15 protein-coding genes are annotated in these 20383 nt (G+C 44.1%); 2 read left to right on the top strand and 13 right to left on the bottom strand.

Annotation, left to right across the window (positions count from 1 at the left end; all coding sequences use genetic code 11):
* Positions 1 to 58: 58 nt before the first annotated feature.
* From PSE7429_RS05770 to trpC, 3 genes are all read right to left on the bottom strand, one after another.
* Positions 59 to 460: a pre-16S rRNA-processing nuclease YqgF gene (locus PSE7429_RS05770; protein WP_009626150.1), complete on the bottom strand. Its 402-nt coding sequence runs from the start codon at positions 458 to 460 to the stop codon at positions 59 to 61.
* Between the two features lie 282 nt (positions 461 to 742).
* Positions 743 to 1630: an alpha/beta hydrolase gene (locus PSE7429_RS05775; protein ID WP_009626151.1), complete on the bottom strand. Its 888-nt coding sequence runs from the start codon at positions 1628 to 1630 to the stop codon at positions 743 to 745.
* A gap of 424 nt (positions 1631 to 2054) precedes the next feature.
* Positions 2055 to 2918: an indole-3-glycerol phosphate synthase TrpC gene (gene trpC / locus PSE7429_RS05780; protein WP_009626152.1), complete on the bottom strand. Its 864-nt coding sequence runs from the start codon at positions 2916 to 2918 to the stop codon at positions 2055 to 2057.
* Between the two features lie 266 nt (positions 2919 to 3184).
* Here trpC and PSE7429_RS05785 point away from each other — a divergent pair, with 266 nt between their 5' ends.
* Positions 3185 to 5086, top strand: coding sequence for a hypothetical protein (locus tag PSE7429_RS05785; protein WP_009626153.1), 1902 nt, complete (start codon positions 3185 to 3187; stop codon positions 5084 to 5086).
* Between the two features lie 216 nt (positions 5087 to 5302).
* On the opposite strand, the gene PSE7429_RS05790 is transcribed toward PSE7429_RS05785, so the two are convergent.
* From PSE7429_RS05790 to PSE7429_RS05805, 4 genes are all read right to left on the bottom strand, one after another.
* The gene (locus tag PSE7429_RS05790; RefSeq protein ID WP_009626154.1) at positions 5303 to 7249 is read right to left on the bottom strand and encodes a CHASE2 domain-containing protein; all 1947 of its coding nucleotides are present in this window, start codon (positions 7247 to 7249) and stop codon (positions 5303 to 5305) included.
* 322 nt (positions 7250 to 7571) lie between these two features.
* Complete coding sequence (locus tag PSE7429_RS05795) at positions 7572 to 8585, bottom strand: type I glyceraldehyde-3-phosphate dehydrogenase (protein ID WP_009626155.1); 1014 nt, start codon at positions 8583 to 8585, stop codon at positions 7572 to 7574.
* A gap of 316 nt (positions 8586 to 8901) precedes the next feature.
* Complete coding sequence (locus PSE7429_RS05800) at positions 8902 to 11652, bottom strand: phycobilisome rod-core linker polypeptide (protein ID WP_009626156.1); 2751 nt, start codon at positions 11650 to 11652, stop codon at positions 8902 to 8904.
* Positions 11653 to 11917: 265 nt separating this feature from the next.
* On the bottom strand, positions 11918 to 12628 hold the full coding sequence (locus PSE7429_RS05805) for a DUF1995 family protein (RefSeq protein ID WP_009626157.1): 711 nt from the start codon (positions 12626 to 12628) through the stop codon (positions 11918 to 11920).
* 401 nt (positions 12629 to 13029) lie between these two features.
* Here PSE7429_RS05805 and PSE7429_RS05810 point away from each other — a divergent pair, with 401 nt between their 5' ends.
* Positions 13030 to 13593 carry an antibiotic biosynthesis monooxygenase gene (locus PSE7429_RS05810; protein WP_009626158.1) on the top strand — a complete coding sequence of 188 codons (564 nt, stop codon included), beginning with the start codon at positions 13030 to 13032 and terminating at the stop codon, positions 13591 to 13593.
* A gap of 170 nt (positions 13594 to 13763) precedes the next feature.
* Here the strand turns inward: PSE7429_RS05810 and groL are convergent, their stop codons facing one another.
* From groL to PSE7429_RS05840, 6 genes are all read right to left on the bottom strand, one after another.
* On the bottom strand, positions 13764 to 15428 hold the full coding sequence (gene groL / locus PSE7429_RS05815; protein ID WP_009626159.1) for a chaperonin GroEL: 1665 nt from the start codon (positions 15426 to 15428) through the stop codon (positions 13764 to 13766).
* 131 nt (positions 15429 to 15559) lie between these two features.
* Entirely contained in the window at positions 15560 to 15871 is a 312-nt protein-coding gene (groES, locus tag PSE7429_RS05820) for a co-chaperone GroES (RefSeq protein WP_009626160.1), read from the bottom strand.
* A 351-nt stretch (positions 15872 to 16222) separates the two neighbouring features.
* Positions 16223 to 16789 carry a 5-formyltetrahydrofolate cyclo-ligase gene (locus tag PSE7429_RS05830; protein ID WP_009626161.1) on the bottom strand — a complete coding sequence of 189 codons (567 nt, stop codon included), beginning with the start codon at positions 16787 to 16789 and terminating at the stop codon, positions 16223 to 16225.
* Between the two features lie 234 nt (positions 16790 to 17023).
* Positions 17024 to 17797 carry a fatty acid desaturase gene (locus PSE7429_RS24240; RefSeq protein WP_009626162.1) on the bottom strand — a complete coding sequence of 258 codons (774 nt, stop codon included), beginning with the start codon at positions 17795 to 17797 and terminating at the stop codon, positions 17024 to 17026.
* A gap of 472 nt (positions 17798 to 18269) precedes the next feature.
* Positions 18270 to 19229, bottom strand: a complete 960-nt coding sequence (locus PSE7429_RS05835) for an orange carotenoid-binding protein (RefSeq protein ID WP_009626163.1) — start codon at positions 19227 to 19229, stop codon at positions 18270 to 18272.
* Between the two features lie 645 nt (positions 19230 to 19874).
* The gene (locus PSE7429_RS05840) at positions 19875 to 20201 is read right to left on the bottom strand and encodes a hypothetical protein (protein WP_009626164.1); all 327 of its coding nucleotides are present in this window, start codon (positions 20199 to 20201) and stop codon (positions 19875 to 19877) included.
* Between the last annotated feature and the right edge of the window lie 182 nt (positions 20202 to 20383).

The raw sequence follows: 20383 nt of genomic DNA on the forward strand, positions 1-20383 counted from the left end.
TTTTCCTAAATAGGTAAGAATGGGTGGCGCAAAGCAACGCCCATTCTTACCTATTTATTTATGAACTAATGAGACGGCTAAGATAGCGTTCGATGAGGATGGCAGCCACGATATCATCGATGGGGCGATGGGGCGATCGCATTCCGAGGGGGACTAATTTCATTAAGCCTTGGGCGGGATAAATTTGCCAAAACCTTTGACGCGCCTCTTCGCTGCTAAAACGCTCGTCTACGGTGATGATCCGCAGGTCGGGGAATGTGGCTTGTAATTCGGCTTTCCATTGCTTAGAGGCAGTCTGATCGCCCATCACCATCAACGAAATGGGATAGCTCTCTAATAAATTGCCGACTTTGGCGATCGCTTCTAGGCTGGGGATGACTGCCTGAAAATGCAGCTTACGATCTAAGCCCATGACAGCGACACCGCATTTTTGTTTTCCTGGATCGAAACCTAGTAGCACGGATGAGTTTGGTAGTTTAAGTTTGGTAATTGGGGATTGGCTTTTAGCTTTTGGCTTTTAGCTTTTAGCTCTTAGCTCTTAGCTTTTGGCTCTTAAGTACCTCAGCATAATTAAAATCCAGATCTAGAACCTGCGGCGCACGCGCAGCGTGCGCCGCAGGTTCTAGGGGTTTATAGTTAATTAAGCCCACTTACTTATTTATTAGTTAGTTAGTAATTTTTGATATTGCTTTCTACTTTCTACAATATAGCCTTTCGAGAAATAGCTTTTTGAGTAAAATAGCTAGGTCTTCTGGACAAATTCGCTAATCCCAGTGCGATAGGTTTCGAGAGAATCTAGGAAACCGCCGTTATGATCGCCTTTGATTTTAATTAGTTTTTTAGGCAGATTGGCAGATTGGAAGTTTCTCTCGCCATGATGAAATGGAATGATTTCATCATCGATACTGTGAATTATCAAGATGGGAATCTTGATTTTGGGTAGGCGATCGATGGAGTTGTAGGAAAATTGTGATAGTAGGCGAATTGGCAGAAATGGGTAAAGCTCGGCGGCGCGATCGCTAGCAGAGGTAAATGTTGACGCAAGTATCAAGCCTCTTGCTGCATTTTTATAGTCTTGTCCATAGTCCTGTGAAGTTTTTTGCGCGAGATAAGAAGCGATCGCGCCACCTAGGGACTCGCCGTAGATAATAATTTTCTTGGGCGGAATTTTTTTCTCTTGGGTTAGGTATTGCCAAGCAGCCTCAACATCGGCATAGGTTCCTTCTTCGGTGGGTTTTCCATCACTTTTGCCATAGCCGCGATAGTCAAATAAGAGGGTGGATAATCCTAAATCCCTGAAAATTGGTAGATAACTCACGCGATTGCTGATGTTGCCGCCATTGCCGTGACAAAACAAAATTATGCTTTTACCAATGGGATCGCTGTCGGTTGCAGGTACGAACCAGCCATCTAAATTAATATTGTCTTTGGTGGTTAGTTGAATATCTTCAAATTTTAATCCATTGTCTTTTGGGGTTTCTAATAGATCTTTGCTCGGCATATAGATGAGATTGGATTGCCCGAAATATAAAGCGATCGCTAGACCAAGATAAGCAAATACCAAAATCCGAATTACGGGCAGTAAAAAACTCTGAAATATTTGTACTAACGACCGTAGATTCTGGTTCATGTCTTTAAAATCTCATGTTTTTAACCAAAGTAACAAGTAGCTAGGCATAATTAATTACAGAGCCAACCCTGTAAAGTTGCGCCCCGCAGGGGCGCAACTTTACAGGGTTCCGTAATTTATTTTGCACAAGTACTTATACAGCTATCCTAAATGATTTGAAGAGAGGCTTCGACTTTGTTCAGCCATCGGGTTATGTTCGCTGATCGAAGTCGAAACCCTATTTTTCTCCTATAGCAACGTAATACCAAGCTAAATACCAAGCTAAGAAATGGCTACGCCATTTCTTAGCTTGGTAGATGAGTGGCGGCGCTTCGCGCCGCCACTCATCTTTGGGGTTTTGATTCGTTCTAGAGATCTCTTACGTTGCTATAACCCTAGACGAAAGTAGCGCCCGCATAGCGGGTGGTGCGCTCTCTGTTTTTGCTTAGTTGCTTAGTAATTTATTAACTGCTTCTGCAATATTCTCTTGTTTAATTAAAGACTCGCCGACAAGTACGGCACTTGCACCGCAGGTTTGCACAAAATCTAAATCTTGACGGGTATAAATGCCAGATTCGCTGACCCAGAGATATTGATTTCTCGTTTCTGGAGTTATCCCATCCATTAAGATTTTGGTTTGTTCGAGTTCTACGACAAAATTTTCTAAGTTGCGATTGTTAATGCCAATTAAACGTACATCGGGAATATGTAAAATTCGATCAAGTTCCGATTGTGTATGCACTTCGACCAGAGCCGTCATACCTAATTGATGGATTAACGCTTGCAATGTGGTTAACTCCTCATCGGTGAGGATAGCGGCGATTAATAAAACTGCATCTGCCCCACACGATCGCCCCAGATAGATTTGATAGGGATCGATAATAAATTCCTTGCACAATAGCGGTAAATCAATGGCTTGACGTACCAGTTGCAAATATTCAAAGCCCCCTTGAAAAAACTCGCGATCGGTCAAAATTGAAAGGCAACTCGCGCCACCTTGGGCATAGGCTTGGGCGATCGCAACGGGATCGAAGTCTTGCCGAAATATGCCTTTACTGGGGGAGGCCTTTTTGACTTCGGCAATTAAGGCGGGTTGAGTCTGTGAATTTTGCAAGCTGCCATAGAAATCTCGCGTCGATCGCCCCACTCTATTTTTAATGGATTCTAGAGGCTCCTTGGCATACATTTGCGCGACCTCCCGTTCCTTGTGCCAGACAATTTTTTCTAAAATATTTTGAGGTGCGTCAGTGGGATCGGCGATCGCATAGCCTTTAGGACGAGCAGTTTCAGATTGGCGGCGTACTTGCATTGATGGGGAAATTTTTGAGCATGAAAATTATAACTTTTAGCATAGAGCAATTTACTCAAAAGCCGCCTAGAGTTGCTTTGGCAGTCTTAATTTGGATGGTAATCATATGGTAAGGATGGGCGGCGCGAAGCGCCGCCTATCCTTACTTATTTAGCAATACCGTTACTTTTTCGTAAATTGTTTTATAAATTATGGGTTTTCTTTACAAGCAAAGCGCTCATTTTTCGGTATATTTGCCTGTGTAATGTGAGTTGAGCATAGTTTTTATGAGCGCGATCGCAAACTCTAACCAACCCGAAGGCAAGCAAAAAACTTCGCGAGTTAAAGCATATTGGCAAAGTATCCCTTGGAAAAAGTTATCCAGTTTGTTGTTGGCGATCGCCCTGTGCTTTTACCTCACAGCCTGCGGTGGGGATAGTAAGCCAGAGAGTAAAAATTCCGATCGGAAAACGACCCCTAGCGCCAGCCTTGTTGAGGTTTCTCCACCTACCGAAATCCAACGCTTGAGCCGATTTCTCGAAAAATATACGCCACAGGTCAGTATCGTTAGCCCAAAACCTGATGAGGTGATCCCTAGCACTGACGTATCGGTCAAATTTGACGTAAAAAACTTACCAATTTTTAAAAATGCTGAGTTTGGACTTGGTCCCCATGTCCATGTGACGCTGGATAATCAAGAGTACCAAGCTCTCTACGACCTCAACCAAACCGTAACTTTCGATCATCTGAGTGCGGGAACTCATACGATCCGCGCCTTTGCTTCTCGACCTTGGCATGAGAGTTTCAAGAATGAGGGTGCTTACGCCCAGACCACTTTTCACGTTCTGACCAAGACTGGCGAAAATGCTCCTGAAGCAAAAGTCCCCTTGCTAACCTATAGCCGTCCCGTGGGAACCTATGGGGCAGAGCCGATCATGCTCGACTTTTATGTGCAAAATGTACCTTTACCTGTGCTAAGTAAAGACGATCTCGCGATCGATGACTGGCAAGTCCGAGCGACGGTTGACGGACAAAGCTTCACCTTCGATCGCTGGGAACCGATCTATCTCAAGGGATTTAATGCAGGACAAAACTGGGTTAAATTGGAATTGATCGAGCCAGATGGGGATGCGATCGCCAATGTATTTAACAGTACCGCTCATGTAATTAACTATCAACCCAATGGCACTGATACCCTAGCCCGTCTTGTTCGTGGTGAAAAGATTGCTAATATCGACTTGATTGTCAATCCTGACTATGTTGCTCCTACCCCAACACCTGTCGAGTCGGCTAGTCCTGTTCCCGTAACTGATGCACCCTTGACAACCTCCAAAGAGGAAAATGCTAGCTCTCCATCTACTGTCGTCGAGCCCCTGAAGCAAGAAGTCAAGCCAGCGGATTCTCCTAATAACGATAAAGACGCTAAAGCTACGAGCGTAATTCCCGTAGTGCCTGTTCCCGTAGCCCCACTTACAAAATCCTTGCCTATCGAGCCAGTTAAGGTTGCGCCGATTAAAGTAAAATCTGCTCCAGCATCGCCAATAACTGCTCCTGCAAATACAATAGCACCAGCGATCAAAGTGGCTCCGAAGAATGCCCCTGAAGTCGAAACTGTGAAGCCACCCGCACCGATTTCGGTAAAAACTGCACCCGTCACACCTGCGAAAACTTCTCCTACCATCTTTCGTAGCAAGTATGCACCTATAACCGAACCTGCTAAGGCGGTTACTCCCGCTCCCTTGCCCAAGGTATCGACTGAGCCATCCGATGGCGCAACCTCTAAGCCTACAACTTCTGAGCCTGCAACTTCTGAAACTGCAACTTCAGACAAAGACTCGAAGGCGATCGCGCCAAAAGCCTCTTCTAACTACTTCAAAAACTTCAATTTTGATACGAGTAAGTTTTTCCCTACTAAACCTGAAGCAACTAAACCTGAAGCAACTAAACCTGAAGCAACTAAACCTGAAGTCTCTTCAGCCAGTGAAAAGCCATCCTCTAAGCCTCTTGATAAGTCTTCCGACCTCGGCGCAAATGTCAAAGCAATATCAAAGTCAACGTCAGATGCCAAATCAGATGCCAAATCAGATGCCAAGGTGGAAAATAAATCAGCATATCAATCCACTGATAGTTCTTTAGCTGTCACCGATTTATCGGCAACCTCCGCACCTGTCAAGGTATTAACTAAATAACGTCAGTTCTGATTAAGTTAGCAAATTTTAAAAGTCCACAAGTAAAAGCCTTGCGTAGCAAGGCTTTTACTTGTGGACTTTGAGAAAGGGTTTGCGTAGCAAACCCTTTCTCAAAGCCCGTTTCAAATTATCCCGAATTCACGTTATACCAAAGCTCAAAATGGCAACGCCATTTTGAGCTTTGGAGCTATAAAAGGCGGCGCATTGAGCCGCCTTTTATTTATTTGCAAAATTTGTAGGACTGCGTTGATTAGTTCTTTTTTGAATATCTAATACCCGATAAATTCCTGTTTCCTGTGTTTTACCCTTAAGGGCATATTTGCCTACAAACTCAGTTTGAAAATTGTTATCCAAGCGCTTATAGGTCTCTTCACTGATCAAAATATGATGGGGTCCCCCATCCACCTCTTTATTAAAACTCTCCAATCTTGCCGCAATATTCACCGTATCTCCTAAAACTGAATATTCCAAGCGCTCGGAACTGCCTAAACTGCCAGCGATGACAATGCCAGAATTAATGCCAATCCCCGTACTAACAGGCGGTAATCCTTGGGCAGTCCAAACATCATTCATGGCAGCTAGTTTGTGGGCGATCGCTAGAGCCGCATCGACCGCACATTGGGCATCGCGAGTGCGTTCCGTCTCATTGCCGTGGGGGATCGGTACGCCAAACACCGCCATTACTGCATCCCCAATATATTTATCGACCATGCCGCCATGGGCTAAAACCTCATTGGCGATTGCGCCTAAATAGTTATTGAGCCAATTCAAGGTTTCCCCAGGAGCTTGTGCCTCGGCAGCCGTACTAAAGTTGCGCATATCCGTAAATAGGACGGTCACATAAACCTCTTGCCCTGTGATCCTGCCCTCCTGCATAAACTGTTCGCGGTTCGCCCAAATAATATCGACTAATTCCTTAGAGACATGACGCGAAAATAAACCCATTAATACTTTGCGTTCAGATTGTTGGATCGCTAACTGATAAGCCATGACCAGTACATTTGCCGAAATCAAGCCCAATAGTGACGGAAATAAAGGCAGCCACAGAGCTTGACTGAACGCGAAGTAACTAAATCCAAATAGTCCGCCAGAGATAATCGCTAAAAGTCCCATATTTTTAACAGCATGGGTTATGAGGGCCGCCATTGCCCCACCGACGATCGCCCAAACCACAATCCAGATACTTTCGAGATCGTTTGACCAAACTTGGATAAAACGGCGATCGTCTAAAGTAGCCCCAATTAATTGGCTGATGATATTGGCGTGGATTTCTACCCCATACATTACTTCTCCATCCGTAGTGACTGGGGTAGGGTAACTATCTTTCAGGCTTTCTGCGGTCACCCCAATTAAGACTATACGCTCCCGCAATCTTTCAGGCGCAACAAGCCCATCGATAACATCAGCCGCTCGAATATGCTCGAAAGATCTTGGGTGACCTCGATAGCGAATTAGCATTTGATAACCGCCATCATCTTCCTTGCGGTATGCGCCATAATTAGCAGTTAGTCGAGGAATAATTTGTTTTCCCGCTTTAAATTGAATGGTATTGGGATTAAACTCCAATTGTCGATGGTAGAGATTCTGCAAATATAGATTGGAGATCTCAAAGGCAAACGAACCCGAATCCCCTACTACCGAAGCACGTCGGACGATCGCGCCCTTGTCTGTGAGGAAATTGACAAAACCATACTTGCTAATCTTCTCTAGATCTGGAGCAGCATCGACCCCTTTTCTTCCTTCAACCGTGGCAACAAACTGAGCATTAATCACATTGCCTGCATTTTTAACGGCGGCAACTAATTCATCGCGACCTTCGAGAACGGGGATATCAAGGTATTTATCAATGCCGATCGCGGCGGGTTTGGCAGATGAAATTTGGTTGATTAACTTGGCAAATAGGCGATCGCTAAAGGGCCAGCGAAATCTTTGAATATCTGCTTCGGAAATTTCGACAATAACAATGCGGCGATCGGTTGGTTCATGGAGTTGCGATCGCATCAAACTGTCGTATACCCAAAGCTCTGCTTCTTTAAAACTGCCGATTTGCCTCAGCCCAATTAGTCCTAAAGACAAAGAAAAAGTAATCAACCCAGCCACTAGCTGCTGGTGATTGCGCTTGCAAAAAGCTCCAAAATTAACCAAAGTGGCAGGAAATTTCATTTTGACAATTTCATTTTGACAATTGATCAGGAAAGAGAGTGAGATTACTTTCTATCGTCAAATTTGGCAGGGCTAGTTACCACAATAGCAACTGGATATCATTGCTGTAACAGTTCACTTTTCCTCACAAATAAGCATTTGACTAGAATTTGCTGGGAATTTGCTGGGAATTTGTGTGATTTTTACTCCATCTAACTGCATTTTGATAGGTCTGGACATCAGCGAAATAGCGGTATTTCGGTACAATCACATTCACAAAAAAAAGAGAGGCAGATGCTTTGCACCTGCCTCTCTTTTTTGTGAATGTGGGGAATTTTAAATTTTATTTCCAGTTTTTGGCAACAACTTCTGCCAAATCAACAACTCGTTGGCTATAGCCCCATTCGTTGTCGTACCATGCCACAACCTTAACCATATTGCCACCCATAACCATGGTTAGGGAAGAGTCAACAATTGAGGATGCATCTGTACCGCGATAGTCGATAGATACGAGAGGCAATTCGTTATATTCTAAAATCCCTTTCATGGAGCCTTCCGCAGCTAAACGGAATGCTTCGTTAACTTCTTGAGCGATCGTGTGTTTTTCTACTTCAACCACGAAGTCTACCACGGAAACGTTAGGGGTTGGCACGCGCAAGGCAATACCGTTAAGCTTACCTGCTAGTTGAGGCAGTACTAGGGCAACCGCCTTAGCAGCACCTGTGGAGGTAGGTACGATGCTCAGCGCCGCCGCTCTAGCCCGACGCAAATCGCGATGGCTAGCATCTAACAGACGTTGGTCGCCAGTGTAGCTATGGGTGGTAGTCATTACACCCTTGACGATCCCAAAGTTCTCTAAAAGTACCTTGGCAACGGGGGCTAGACAGTTAGTCGTACAGCTAGCATTACTGATGATGTTATGGACATCATGATTGTAATCTTTCTCATTTACGCCGACTACAAATGTGCCATCTTCATTTTTTCCAGGAGCGGTGATTAATACTTTTTTCGCCCCTGCGCCAATATGTCTGCTAGCACCAACTTTGTCAATGAAGACACCTGTAGATTCGATAACTAGATCGATACCCCAATCTTTCCAAGGTAAATTGTCGGGATTGCGATCAGAAACGGTCTTAATGGTTTTGCCATTGACGGTAATGGTTGTGTCATCGGCACTAACTTCACCAGCAAATTTGCCCAACATGGAGTCGTACTTGAGCAAGTGAGCGTTGGTTCGGGGATCAGATGTATCGTTAAGTCCAACTATTTCTATGTTTGTTTCTGTGCGTCCAGCCCAGCATCTTAGAAAGTTACGTCCGATACGCCCAAATCCGTTAATCGCTACCCTGATAGTCACTGCTTATCGCCCTTTATATAAATTTAATTTTTTACTTTAATCTGATGTTTATGATACCGAAAAACCGTCACCAATTTATTCCCACTTCAATCAAAATTTTGTCCTTAGTCTCAAGGATGTTTATCGCTGTCGCAAGTCATGTTATATAGCTGCTGCCAATCTTGTTAGGACAAAATTAAAACCCAAAATAGGGTTGCCGCGCGTAGCGCGGCAACCCTATTTTGATGCATTAAACCGAAGAGGAGGATGGCGACGCTTTGCGCCGCCATCCTCCTCTTCGGTTTTGATTTTGTCTTAATCCAAGACGAGCTAAAAATTAAACGCTGGTAGGGATTTTCGATTTAACGGGTGCAAAACTAGGTACGACAATGGACTTGTCTTGCTTTGTTAGGCGGTTATACAACTCTTGAGTGTTGGGGTAGTTAGCGGCAGGGAAGGTTTCGTAACGGTTGTAGGGTACAACATCTTCACCAAAGGCTTCGAGGTATTCGAGGCTATTAACCATATCGGTTACCATTGCCTTAACACCCTTAGTTGCCAAAATTTGGTTGTACTTACGGATTTCCGCTTGATCTAAAGGCGCACGTCCTAAGAAATGCTTAGTACCCAATTCAATTACCTTGGTATTAGGGAATGGGGTATAGAATTCCTTGATGTAAAGATCGGATGTCCCAAGGGCTAAGATAAATTCCTTGACGCTGATCTCTTCGTTAACCAGTTTGGAAGCATATTGGCTGAACTGTTCGCTAGCCACATAAGCATCCATATCGCGCTCGAACACTTGACGATAGGCTGCACGCACTAAGGCTGCTGTTTCCACAGGATCGGTGGTGGTGAGCTTAAAGATCTTGCGTTGTTCGCGTTTCTTGGCTACACCTTGGTTGATGCGATCGTTGATGGATACTTCGGAGCGGACTTCGGTAACTTGACCCAATTCAATAAACTTAGGTGTGGTTTCGATATCAACTCTTGTACCCTTGTCTTCGCTCAACGTACCGACGCGGTTATGGCGGAGCGATACACCTGCGGCTGTGAGATAGCGTTCGTAAGGAACCGTGTCTTCGCCAAAGGCTTGTTCGTATTCCTTGGTTTCGAGAATGGCATCAACCACTGCATAGAAGCCTTTCTTTGATGCGAGGTCGAAGTAAGTGTTCATTTCAGGACGACCATAGGTAGGACGACCTAAAAGGCGACGGTGGATATATTCGATCGCTTTACAAACATAAAGCTTGCTCCAGTAGCGATCGCGGAAAGTGGGGGACTTCGCCAACATCCGTACAAATTCGCGTACAGTGATATCTCCATTTTCTAGCTTGATTTCTGCAACCGTGAGGCGCTGACCAGAATAGGGGATAAATCCAATAACTTGCAAATAAAGAGCGCGAATGACGGCTTGGGTAGAAGTCTCTGAATTGGTAATGCTCAAGCCCTTAACGGAAGACTTTCTTGCGCCTTTACCAATCTTGACGTTATCGCGCAGGGTTTGATCGAGCTTGAACACCTTGGGGCTCATAGGATCGATCGAACCTGTGGCAGCAGGATTGCCCAGTTGGTTCGTGATACCAGCGCCATTGCGGATCAAGATGCGACGAGTATCCTTACCGAAAGGTGCAGGTGAGGCATTGGGGTTGCGAGTTTCTTTGGGGAAAATAGCACCAAATTGGATTTCTAGAGGATCGTTGCCAGCTCCGTAAACATGCTGATCGGGCAAAGGCTGTTGATACGAAGCAAATAAGGTAATAAATTGGGGAACCTTGCGGAAAGGTGCAGAGTAGTTGAACAGGTCAAACTGTGCACCCCAATTACGGGCAGTTTGGGCCTCTTGTCCGTAGCCACGTTGGTAAGGTACGGTTTCTTCGCCAAAGTAGTCGCTATATTCTCTAGAGTTGACTAGGGCATTGACGAGGGCAGGTAAACCACCCTTAGAAACGATCGCAAAGTAAGCTGCAACTTCTTCACGGCTTTCAGGAGAGCGTCCGAGGAAATGCTTGAAGGCTAATTCCACAGCGCGCGAGTTAATGAAAGGCAAGAAGAATTGATCGCGGTATAGAGGCGACAAACCTAAACGACGCACAAACTCGCGTATCGAGATCTCGCCATTTTTTACTTTAGAATCTAGGTCAGAGATTCCTTGACTGTAAGCACGGGCAATATCACGCTCGAAAACTTGACGGTAAGCAGCCTTAACCACTTCATTTTTCTCGGCTCCAGTCATCCCAGCCTTCATCACAAACTTCTGACGACGTTCGGCAGTGTTGTAGTAGATCTGAGGTAGGGCAAGACCTTGAAGATCGGGAGAGTTGCGCTGGCGGACTTTGGGTGATGGGGTTGGGGCTTTGAATTCAGCGATCGCCACATCCATATACTGCTTGATGATTTCGATCGCCGCAGAATCGTTGAGGAAATAGCTTGCAGCCGCTTGCTTCATGGTTTGCAGAGCAACGATGGTAGCATCGGTTGAGCAAGCTGCCTCAATGATCTCCCGCAATCCACGCACGTTCTGAGCAAGGATATTCGGATCGCCAGCAACGATTGCATAGGTGGCATAGCGCAAGAACCATGACAAGTCGCGGAGGGACTTCTTCATGCGGTCTGCACCATAACGAGAAATGTTAATGGGGCGGAAATTGGCGGGGGCAGCATCGACAACCCCTGTCAGCCCTGTATTACTGAAGAAATTCTTGATCGTGCCTAAAAAGCCACCTTCACTTGCTTCAGCGTAAATAGTTGTTCCAAGCTCCATACCACGCTTGATATCAACCACGCGACCAGCGCGGTCTACTTCAAGTTCTTCTGCGTCCTTGGGCTTTTCTAAAAAGGCCATTGCCGAACCACCCGTAAAAATACGGCTAGCAGCTTTGGAAACGATATTGTCAGAGTTTTTGGTCAGAATCGCCGCAATTTCGATGCGCTTTTGTCCAGATTGAAAGTATGTGGACAGATCGTCTAGTTCGCTACGCGTCGCAAAGCGATCTTGTTGCTCTATCTGGGAAATTGTGGAAGTTATAGCGGTCTGGTATAAACGAGGGCGGGCATTTACTGCACCACTTGACGCTGTTACGCTCATGTGTCTGCCTTGTGATCTTTAAAGGGTATGTAAAAAGTCGAAATAATAACTACCCAGTATAGGGTTTTCCAACTAAATATCTAACTCTATCTCATCAGAAAATGCCGCGTTTACAGGTATTTCAAGCAAAAACTAACGATAAGTTTTGTAAAGCAATCTTCCTGATGATGCTATAGCATCAAAACCAAAGATGAGTGGCGACACGAAGCGCCGCTACTCATCTTTGGGGTTTTAAACTTACGCTGAACTGCTTATCATTACATTCTCATCTTGCTAGGGCATTAAAAAACTGTTGCAACCGTCCTAGAAATGAGCCTGATTGTTTACCAGTCTTCTGGCGAAATAGGCGATCGATATCGTCACTAGATGGGCGTTGTTCTACTTCTGCGAGCTTTTGCATTCCCTCTTCGGTCTGGTTCCAGACTTGCCATGTTTGCGGATAGCAACGCCACAAAGCACCCAGTTCTAAAGGTTTGATGTAGTAGGCAGTCTCGAAGGTACTTAAAAAGCGATCGCGCATTTGTCTGGCGGCTAAGCCTAAACCCACTTCACTATTCTCCAGACGCGGATTGAGCATGACAAAGGGGCGATCACCAGCGAGTTGAACTAACTTTTCCACTTGCTCGACTTCGATGGAAGTTGGTTCGATTAATAGAAATGCGCGATCCTCTTCCCGAATTGCCCTACGACCTTCGTTGACACCACGTACGGATACGTTTAGATCCACCCATTTGCGTTTGGCGAGAGCTGCGGCTCCTGCATCTGAAAAGATTGCCTGCCATGCTTCGCCATACTGTTGATTAAAACTCGCCGCAAACTCATAGGCGATCGGCATCGCTTTTAATTCGGGAAATCGCAGATCGGCAAGTACACGCGTTGCACCGCTAGCGATCGCTTGATGAGTAGCTGCGATCGCCTGTTCGGTGGCATCTTCTAAATTATTTGGTAGTAGGATTGACTCAGTTAATTGAGACATAAAAGCGAATTATTTTTAAAATTAAGGATAGATCTTTATAGATCCTAATACCAAAGCACAAAATGACTAAGCCATTTTGTGCTTTTAAAACCCTGACTGGGTTTAGTTTTTATAACTACAGTCACTTACTACTCCCTTCCCAGTGAAGAATTAGACGTTGCGGCGCTTCGCGCCGCAACGCTAATTATTGGTTTTTGATGTCTATTTCTTTGGTGGGAAGGGAGTAAGTAGTTCGGCATAATTAAAAACCAAAACCAAAGAGCATACCGCCCGCTGCGCGGGCGGTATGCTCTTCTAGGTTTTAAGTTTACTTATGTCTAGTTACTTCAAAAGTAGGCACTTTACAGATTTAGTACGCAAATAATAGTATTTGCCTTTAAATAGAATCGAGTTAATCATCCATGACAAATTCTATATCCGCCGAAAGTTATCACGTCACTGCGGTTATTGCTCATTCCGTCAAACGCAATCTTGAAAAAGAATATGAAGATTGGTTGCGGGGAATTGTCCCAGTTGCCAAGTCCTTTGATGGTCATCTAGGGGTGCAAATTCTTCGCCCCCATCTAGAAGAAAATACGGAATATGTAATTGTCTTGCATTTCGATCACCATCAAAATCTCAAGAGGTGGTTGGAGTCGGAGGAGCGTCATAAATGGATCGAGCTTGTACAGCCCCTAATTCAACAACCTGAAAATGTACAGGTTCTGACTGGTTTAGAAACATGGTTTGAGCTACCAAAGCGACCCCAAAAATATCCTCCTAAACGCTATAAAATTGCATTGATAACTTGGTTGGGGGTGTTATTTTTATCATTAGTTGTTGGACGCATATTAAATCCTCTATTAGAACCTTTGCCTTGGTTGCTTAAGCAAATTATTACCAGTGGATTAATTGTATGGCTGCTTGCTTATTTTCTTATGCCCCAATTAACGCGCCTATTCTATCGGTGGCTATATCCAAAATAGATAGGGCTTTGATTTTTCCCTAACACCAGCGGCTAAGAATGCAATTAGGATATAACCCCCCAAAGATGAGGGGCGGTGCTTTGCACCGCCCCTCATCTTTGGTATTAGGGTTTTCAAGTTAAGAAATGGCGTAGCCATTTCTTAACTTGGTATAAAAAGTGAATGATGGATTACATCATGCCACCCATACCGCCCATGCCACCCATACCGCCCATGCCGCCCATGCCAGCAGCACCAGCACCAGCACCAGCATTCTTCTCAGGCTTCTCAACTACGAGAGCTTCGGTGGTTAAGACCATGCCAGCAACGGAAGCAGCATTTTGGAGTGCAGAGCGCACAACCTTGGCAGGGTCGATGATACCAGTAGCGATCAAGTCAACATACTCACCCTTGAGGGCATCAAAGCCATGATTGAAGCTCATACCCTTAACTTTCTCAACCACAACGGTTCCTTCTAAACCAGCGTTATCACTGATTTGACGAAGAGGCGCAGAGAGAGAACGGGATACGATTTCAGCGCCGATCGCTTCTTCGTTCTTCAAGGTTGCTTTGAACTCTAGCAATTCAACCGCAAGGTGAGCAAGGGTTGCACCACCACCAGGAACGATGCCTTCTTCAACCGCTGCACGGGTGGAGTTGAGCGCATCTTCAATGCGAAGCTTACGATCCTTGAGTTCGGTTTCAGTAGCAGCACCGACCTTGATCACGGCTACGCCACCAGCGAGCTTAGCGATCCGTTCTTGTAGCTTTTCCTTATCATAGTCAGAGTCACTGAGATCCAATTCCTTACGGATTTGGGCAACACGCTTATCGATATTTGCCTTGTTGGTAATGTCAGAAACGATAGTTGTTTTGTCCTTGGAAATGGTGATCTTACGAGCAGTACCAAGCATTTCTAGGGTTGCGGCACTAAGTTCCAAACCAGTGTCTTCAGAAATTACCTGACCATCGGTAAGGACGGCAATATCTTGCAACATCGCTTTACGGCGATCGCCAAACCCAGGAGCCTTGATGGCAGCGATATTCAGAGAACCTCTGAGCTTGTTGACCACCAAGGTTGCGAGAGCTTCGCCTTCAACATCCTCAGAAATGATTACGAGAGGAGCGCCTGAACGAGCAGCTTTCTCCAGAATAGGAACAAGGTCTTGAATGACATTGATTTTCTTATCGGTGATCAAGATCTTAGCGTTCTCAAATTCGACCAATTGACGTTCGTTGTCAGTGACGAAGTAGGGAGAAATGTAACCGCGATCGATCTGCATACCTTCCACGATTTCTAATTCGGTGGTAAGAGACTTGGATTCTTCAACGGTGATTACGCCATCTTTACCAACCTTATCCATGGCATGGGCGATCATTTCGCCAACTTCAGAATCATTGCCCGCAGAAATGGTGGCAATCTGAGCGATTTCGGCGTTGGAATCAACTGCTTTTGCTTTTTGAGCGATGACATCAACGAGGTGAGCAACTGCTTTTTCGATGCCGCGACGTACGCCAACTGGATTAGCACCAGCGGCCACATTGCGCAGTCCTTCACGAATCATTTCTTGAGCCAAAACGGTGGCACTGGTGGTTCCATCACCTGCGACATCATTGGTTTTCGAGGCAACTTCACGAATTAGCTGTGCACCTGCATTTTCTAGAGGATCTTCTAGTTCAATTTCCTTAGCGATGCTTACACCATCATTGATGATCTGAGGTGCGCCATATTTCTTTTCGAGAACTACGTTACGTCCTTTAGGTCCTAAGGTTACACGTACGGCATCAGCAAGGGCATTAACACCACGCTCAAGGGCGCGACGAGATTCTTCATCAAATACTACGATTTTAGCCATTTTAGTTAATTTGGTAATTGGTAATTGGGATTTGGTAACTGGGCTTTTAGCGATTAGTTTTTAGCTCTTTTAGATTGCTTCCGTATGAAGAGCCTTGAAAGCTAACGGCTAACAGCTAATAGCTAATAGCTTTATTCAACGATCGCGAGGATATCTCTTTCCGCGAGTAGCAAATAATCTACGTTGTCAATTTTGACTTCTGTGCCTGCATACTTGGAGTAAAGTACTTTGTCGCCTGTTTTAACTTCTAGAGCTACGCGAGTACCTTTGTCATTACGCGAGCCAAGACCGACGGCTGTAACTTCACCAATTTGTGGCTTTTCTTGAGCTGTATCTGGTAAGAAAATACCGCCAACAGTTTTTTCTTCTTTCGTTGCTACTTTTACCAATAGGCGATCGCCTAGGGGTTGTAATGTACCAGTATTTAGGGTTAACGATGCCACTATGTCATACCTCCTTAAAATCTAATCAGAGTGGACTCGGCAAGGTATGGCTCAAGCTAGGAATTTAAACCCGCTTTAGTTATATCTTGCGTGCTTTAGCACTCTGTCTCACTGAGTGCTAATATACTGCGAAATGAGTAGGGAACTAGATCGGCTTACCGTACCAAAGAAATTGCAACCTGTCGCCAAGTGTACTAGGACATAAACCCCAAGAATTGATTGGCAGCGCGAAGCGCTGCCAATCAATTCTTGGGGTTTGAGTAGCGCCCGCGCAGCCTGCGTCTCTTGGGGTTTGAGTAGCGCCCGCGCAGCCTGCGTCACAGCTTTTTGGGTTGTAATTATGCCCAGTTACTAATCTTTATTTGTGTCGTACTTTTCGGTAATAACTGCATCTAAGGGCATGTCCCAAGGATCGCGAGGCAACTCATCCACATAAAATTCATCGAAAATAATTCCTACTTTCAAGCCTATCGAATGAGGCAACCACCGATCATAAAAGCCCCCACCATAGCCCAATCGATAACCTTGGCGATCGCAAGCTACCGCAGGAATCAAAATTAGATCGATACTTGCTAAATCGATCAGCTTTAAGTCATGGCGAGGTTCGAGGATCCCAAAAGCACCCGATCGCATACTGTTCTCAAAATCTGCGATCGCGACGTGATGCCAAAGCAAATTTTTTTCAAGGCAACGGGGAAATCCCCAATTTTTGTCAGGAAATCTTTGCCAAAGCGGGCTTAAATCTGGTTCTAGCCGAAAGCTGGTAAAAGCGAGAATATTTTGCGCCTGTTGAAATGGTTGCCAATTTGCAAGGCGATCGCCAATTGCTCGACTTTTTTGCATCCAAATCTCACGATCAATTTGGCTGCGAAGTTTAAGTAATGTCTTTCTGAGTTGCCTTTTAAGTTGGCGATTCATTCGGTGATTGATTTGGCGATCGTTCCGATCAGGATTTGTCGTATCGATTTTACTAGTAATACCAAAATTAAAAATGGCTACGCCATTTTTAATTTTGGTATTACTAGGTTTGGTTTTTAATTTACAAAAGTGTTGTCACACTTTCGTGAATTGGTATAAACCCCAAAAGATGAGTGGCGGCGCTTAGCGCCGCCACTCATACTTTGGGGTTTGAATTTTCAGTGAAGCACTGCCTTACCGATGAACTTTTGGCAGTCTGAACCAAGGGGTTTGGGGATATTCGTGATGCTCCCAATGATAATGACCGAAGTTATAACAACTCAGAAACGACCATAAAATCGTATAAAAATTAGACTCAAGGCGAGGAGAAAAATTGGGATTTTGATGGATTTGACAGTGTGGAAGATAAGTCCCAAAGAAAAATAGCTGCAACGAGCTAAGTACAAGGGGAAAGAGCCAGAAGAGAATTAAGTTAACGATTGAAACCTTGCATAGCATGATCAAAGCGCAGAATATGGCGATCGCGATCGCCAAGAAAAGAATTAGCGATCGCCATGAAAAGTACTCGCTCAGAAACTTGCAATACCAAAATACTGGATGGGAAAGGTTGCCATGAAAATCAGGATCGCCTTTTTGAGAAGGATAGCGATGGTGATTAGCATGGTTTACTGCGCAGCGATCGTAATTAAGAGATGCATAAATTCCCACCATAAGACGACCGATGATCTTATTTAGAGTTCTATTACTGGGAATTAAATTTCCATGCATTGAGTCGTGGGCAAGAATAAATAAACCTGTATGAAGGTATGTCCGTCCCAAAATTAAAACAACGAGCCCTGCCCAAGAAATATCGAAAACTGAAACTGAAAGCAACGAATACAGACTAACAAACCATAGGCTGAGAATAGTAATGACGATTAATATTCCCAGCCAATCATCAGTTATGAATGCTTTTTTTTGCCAGAGATCAGGCGAATTATGCGATCGCAGATTACTGTAATTATTCATAATTTATCGCGAACGCCACTACAATTCTGGGAATATCGGGAAATATCAAGAAAACCAAATCGATTTGTTTTTGCCGCAAAGTCTTTTACAGCAATTTGCAATCAAATGAACTACTAGAAATGTGTTGAAAGTGCTGCTTTGCAAAACTTTCAACATATTTCTTGGTTTGGCTTTGAGCGCAAAGCAATGTAATACCAATTTCAAAAATAGCAACGCCATTTTTGAAATCTCAAAACCTTATTGGGTTTGTTTTTTAATTCCGTAAAGTGTTGGCTCACTTCACGGAATTGGTATAAGTAGTTCAGTATAGTTAAAATTAAATCTAGAGAGCGTAATGCTAATAGGCGTTATACCAAGTTAAGAAATGGCGTAGCCATTTCTTAACTTGAAATCCCTTACTAGGTTTAGTTTCTAATTCGCAAAAGTGTTGTCACACTTTCGTGAATTGGTATTACGCTCTCTAGGTTTAGGTCTAGCGAATTAGGTTCAAAAGTTCTTTAGGAGATGCAAGGAGATCGATCGCCACAAAGAAAATCTTGTTGTTAGGATCGAGTAAAAATCTCCAAGATATATTCATCCCAACTCCAGATCCAAACCAAGGAGTTTGAACTTTACCTGTGATTTTGATTTGAGTATAGCCACCATCTGCTGGCTCAGAAATGCCTCTTTCTGGAACGAGTACTAGATTTTGACATTCTTCCTTAAAGAATCGCAGAACTGCATCCTTGCCAGCAATTGGTCTTTGGAATGGAGGCTGTAAAGCACCATCGGGGAGGAATAGATCGATCAAAGCGTCAAAATCATTAGCGTTTAGGTTATTCATGTATGACAATACGGTGGGATTGTCGATACCTTCGATGCTAACCTGAGTGCGCTTTGAGACTTCTTTGGGAGCCATTACTGGTTCGGCAACGCGAGTATATCCACCCAACTTATTAGGATCAAATCCCATATCTACAACTGAGTTACGTAGAATTGTGATTTGTTGACCTGGATCTAAATTCTTCAAGGTCTCTAAAACTGCCGAGGCGTTGGCGGAAAGGCGATAGCCTTCGGGAATAGGAGCGACAATTCCTTCTTCCATCCACTTGCCGAGTTGATACCAAAATCCTAATTTGATATTTTGAGACCAAATAGCATAGGTACGCCCAATGGGGGTGTCGGCGCGATTGGCTAGGTCGCACATGACTTGAGTTTGTTGCTGGAAACTCATCTTCTTAATTTCATTCAATGTTAACTCAGCCAACTGCATACTGGCAGCACCAGGAGCGGCGATCGTTACGGTTTTGCCCATTTCAAGGTAAGTAAACCAAATCCAAGCTAGTTGATCCTCAGGAGTGAGCTGGTTAAATCTTGCGGTAGTAGCGGGTACGACATCAGCTGCTAGGGTGTTAGGAAAAATATTTCTGGCTGAGGAAATGGTATATGTCATAGGAATGTTTTTGGAGTTTGACTGAAGGATTTAAGTTCATGTGCGGAAGTATTTGGGCATAATTAAAAACCAGTGTTGAAACCTGTAATGTAAGCACAGCATACACTATAGGTTTTTGGATTTTAGATTTAATTGCGCATAACTACTTACATGGAGGAATTCAATTCACTCCCAAGTTCTATATCGAACCTTAAAGTTATCAAGATTGCAGCCGATCAAGATCTCAATGGAGAACTTAAATGCTTGCAAATAACTTTTGCTTGGGGCGCTCAATGATTTCAAAGCAAAAATGCAATAAATCACTGCATTTTGCTGTTTGAGGTTTCCTGAGTATATATACTCACATTTTGATCGCTTTCTCAAAACCTCTAAGGGTAGATATTAAGAAAAACTTTAATTTTAATTTTTGTATTTCTTGTGTCTTAATGCATTCTTAATATATGCATAAAAAATATAACCCAAGGAAGATATCAATCCTTGGGTTATATGCCATGGCAAAATTTACTTTGGATATAAGTCCCCAAAGTAGTTTCAGAGAGTAGCCTAACCGCCATATTTGAGGCTTGATTTGCCCTAAACAAGGCTCAGAACTAGAGCTAGGAAACTTTTCAATACTTTCAAGCCAGAAGATTCTCTATTACTTAATTACATGTAGGAAAGTGCCATAATTTTGGCGATTTTGTCTGAATTCAAACCTTCAAGTTCATTGACTGTAATCCATCCGTCCTTAATCAACCCCGCAAATACGAAAACTAGCATGGGTAAATTATAGTCATAGCGTCCATCAACTTCGTGACGTTTAACACTCAAAAAGTCGTGCAAATGCCACATATCTTCTATTTCATTTAAGCAGCTTGCTTTACTGCGTACAGAATCGATAAGGGCATTAATTTCGCGTTTATAGGCAATATCAAAAGCTTTTCGAGCAACCTCTTCCTCAACTTGAGTCCAACCAGCATTCATCACTTGCATTATCAAAACCAGAAAGAAAACATTTATTTATATAAAGAATAATAACAACTTATGTCAGGATCGACCCGTTCCTACTAGATTTCTTTATTTTTTAAAGGCTTTCACCGCCATTGCTTTGCTTGCCTGTGTAACTAGGAAGAAAGCCCCCCAAAGATGAGTGGCGGCGCTTCGCGCCGCCACTC

This window comes from Pseudanabaena biceps PCC 7429 (assembly GCF_000332215.1).
GTDB classification, from domain to species: Bacteria; Cyanobacteriota; Cyanobacteriia; order Pseudanabaenales; family Pseudanabaenaceae; genus Pseudanabaena; species Pseudanabaena biceps.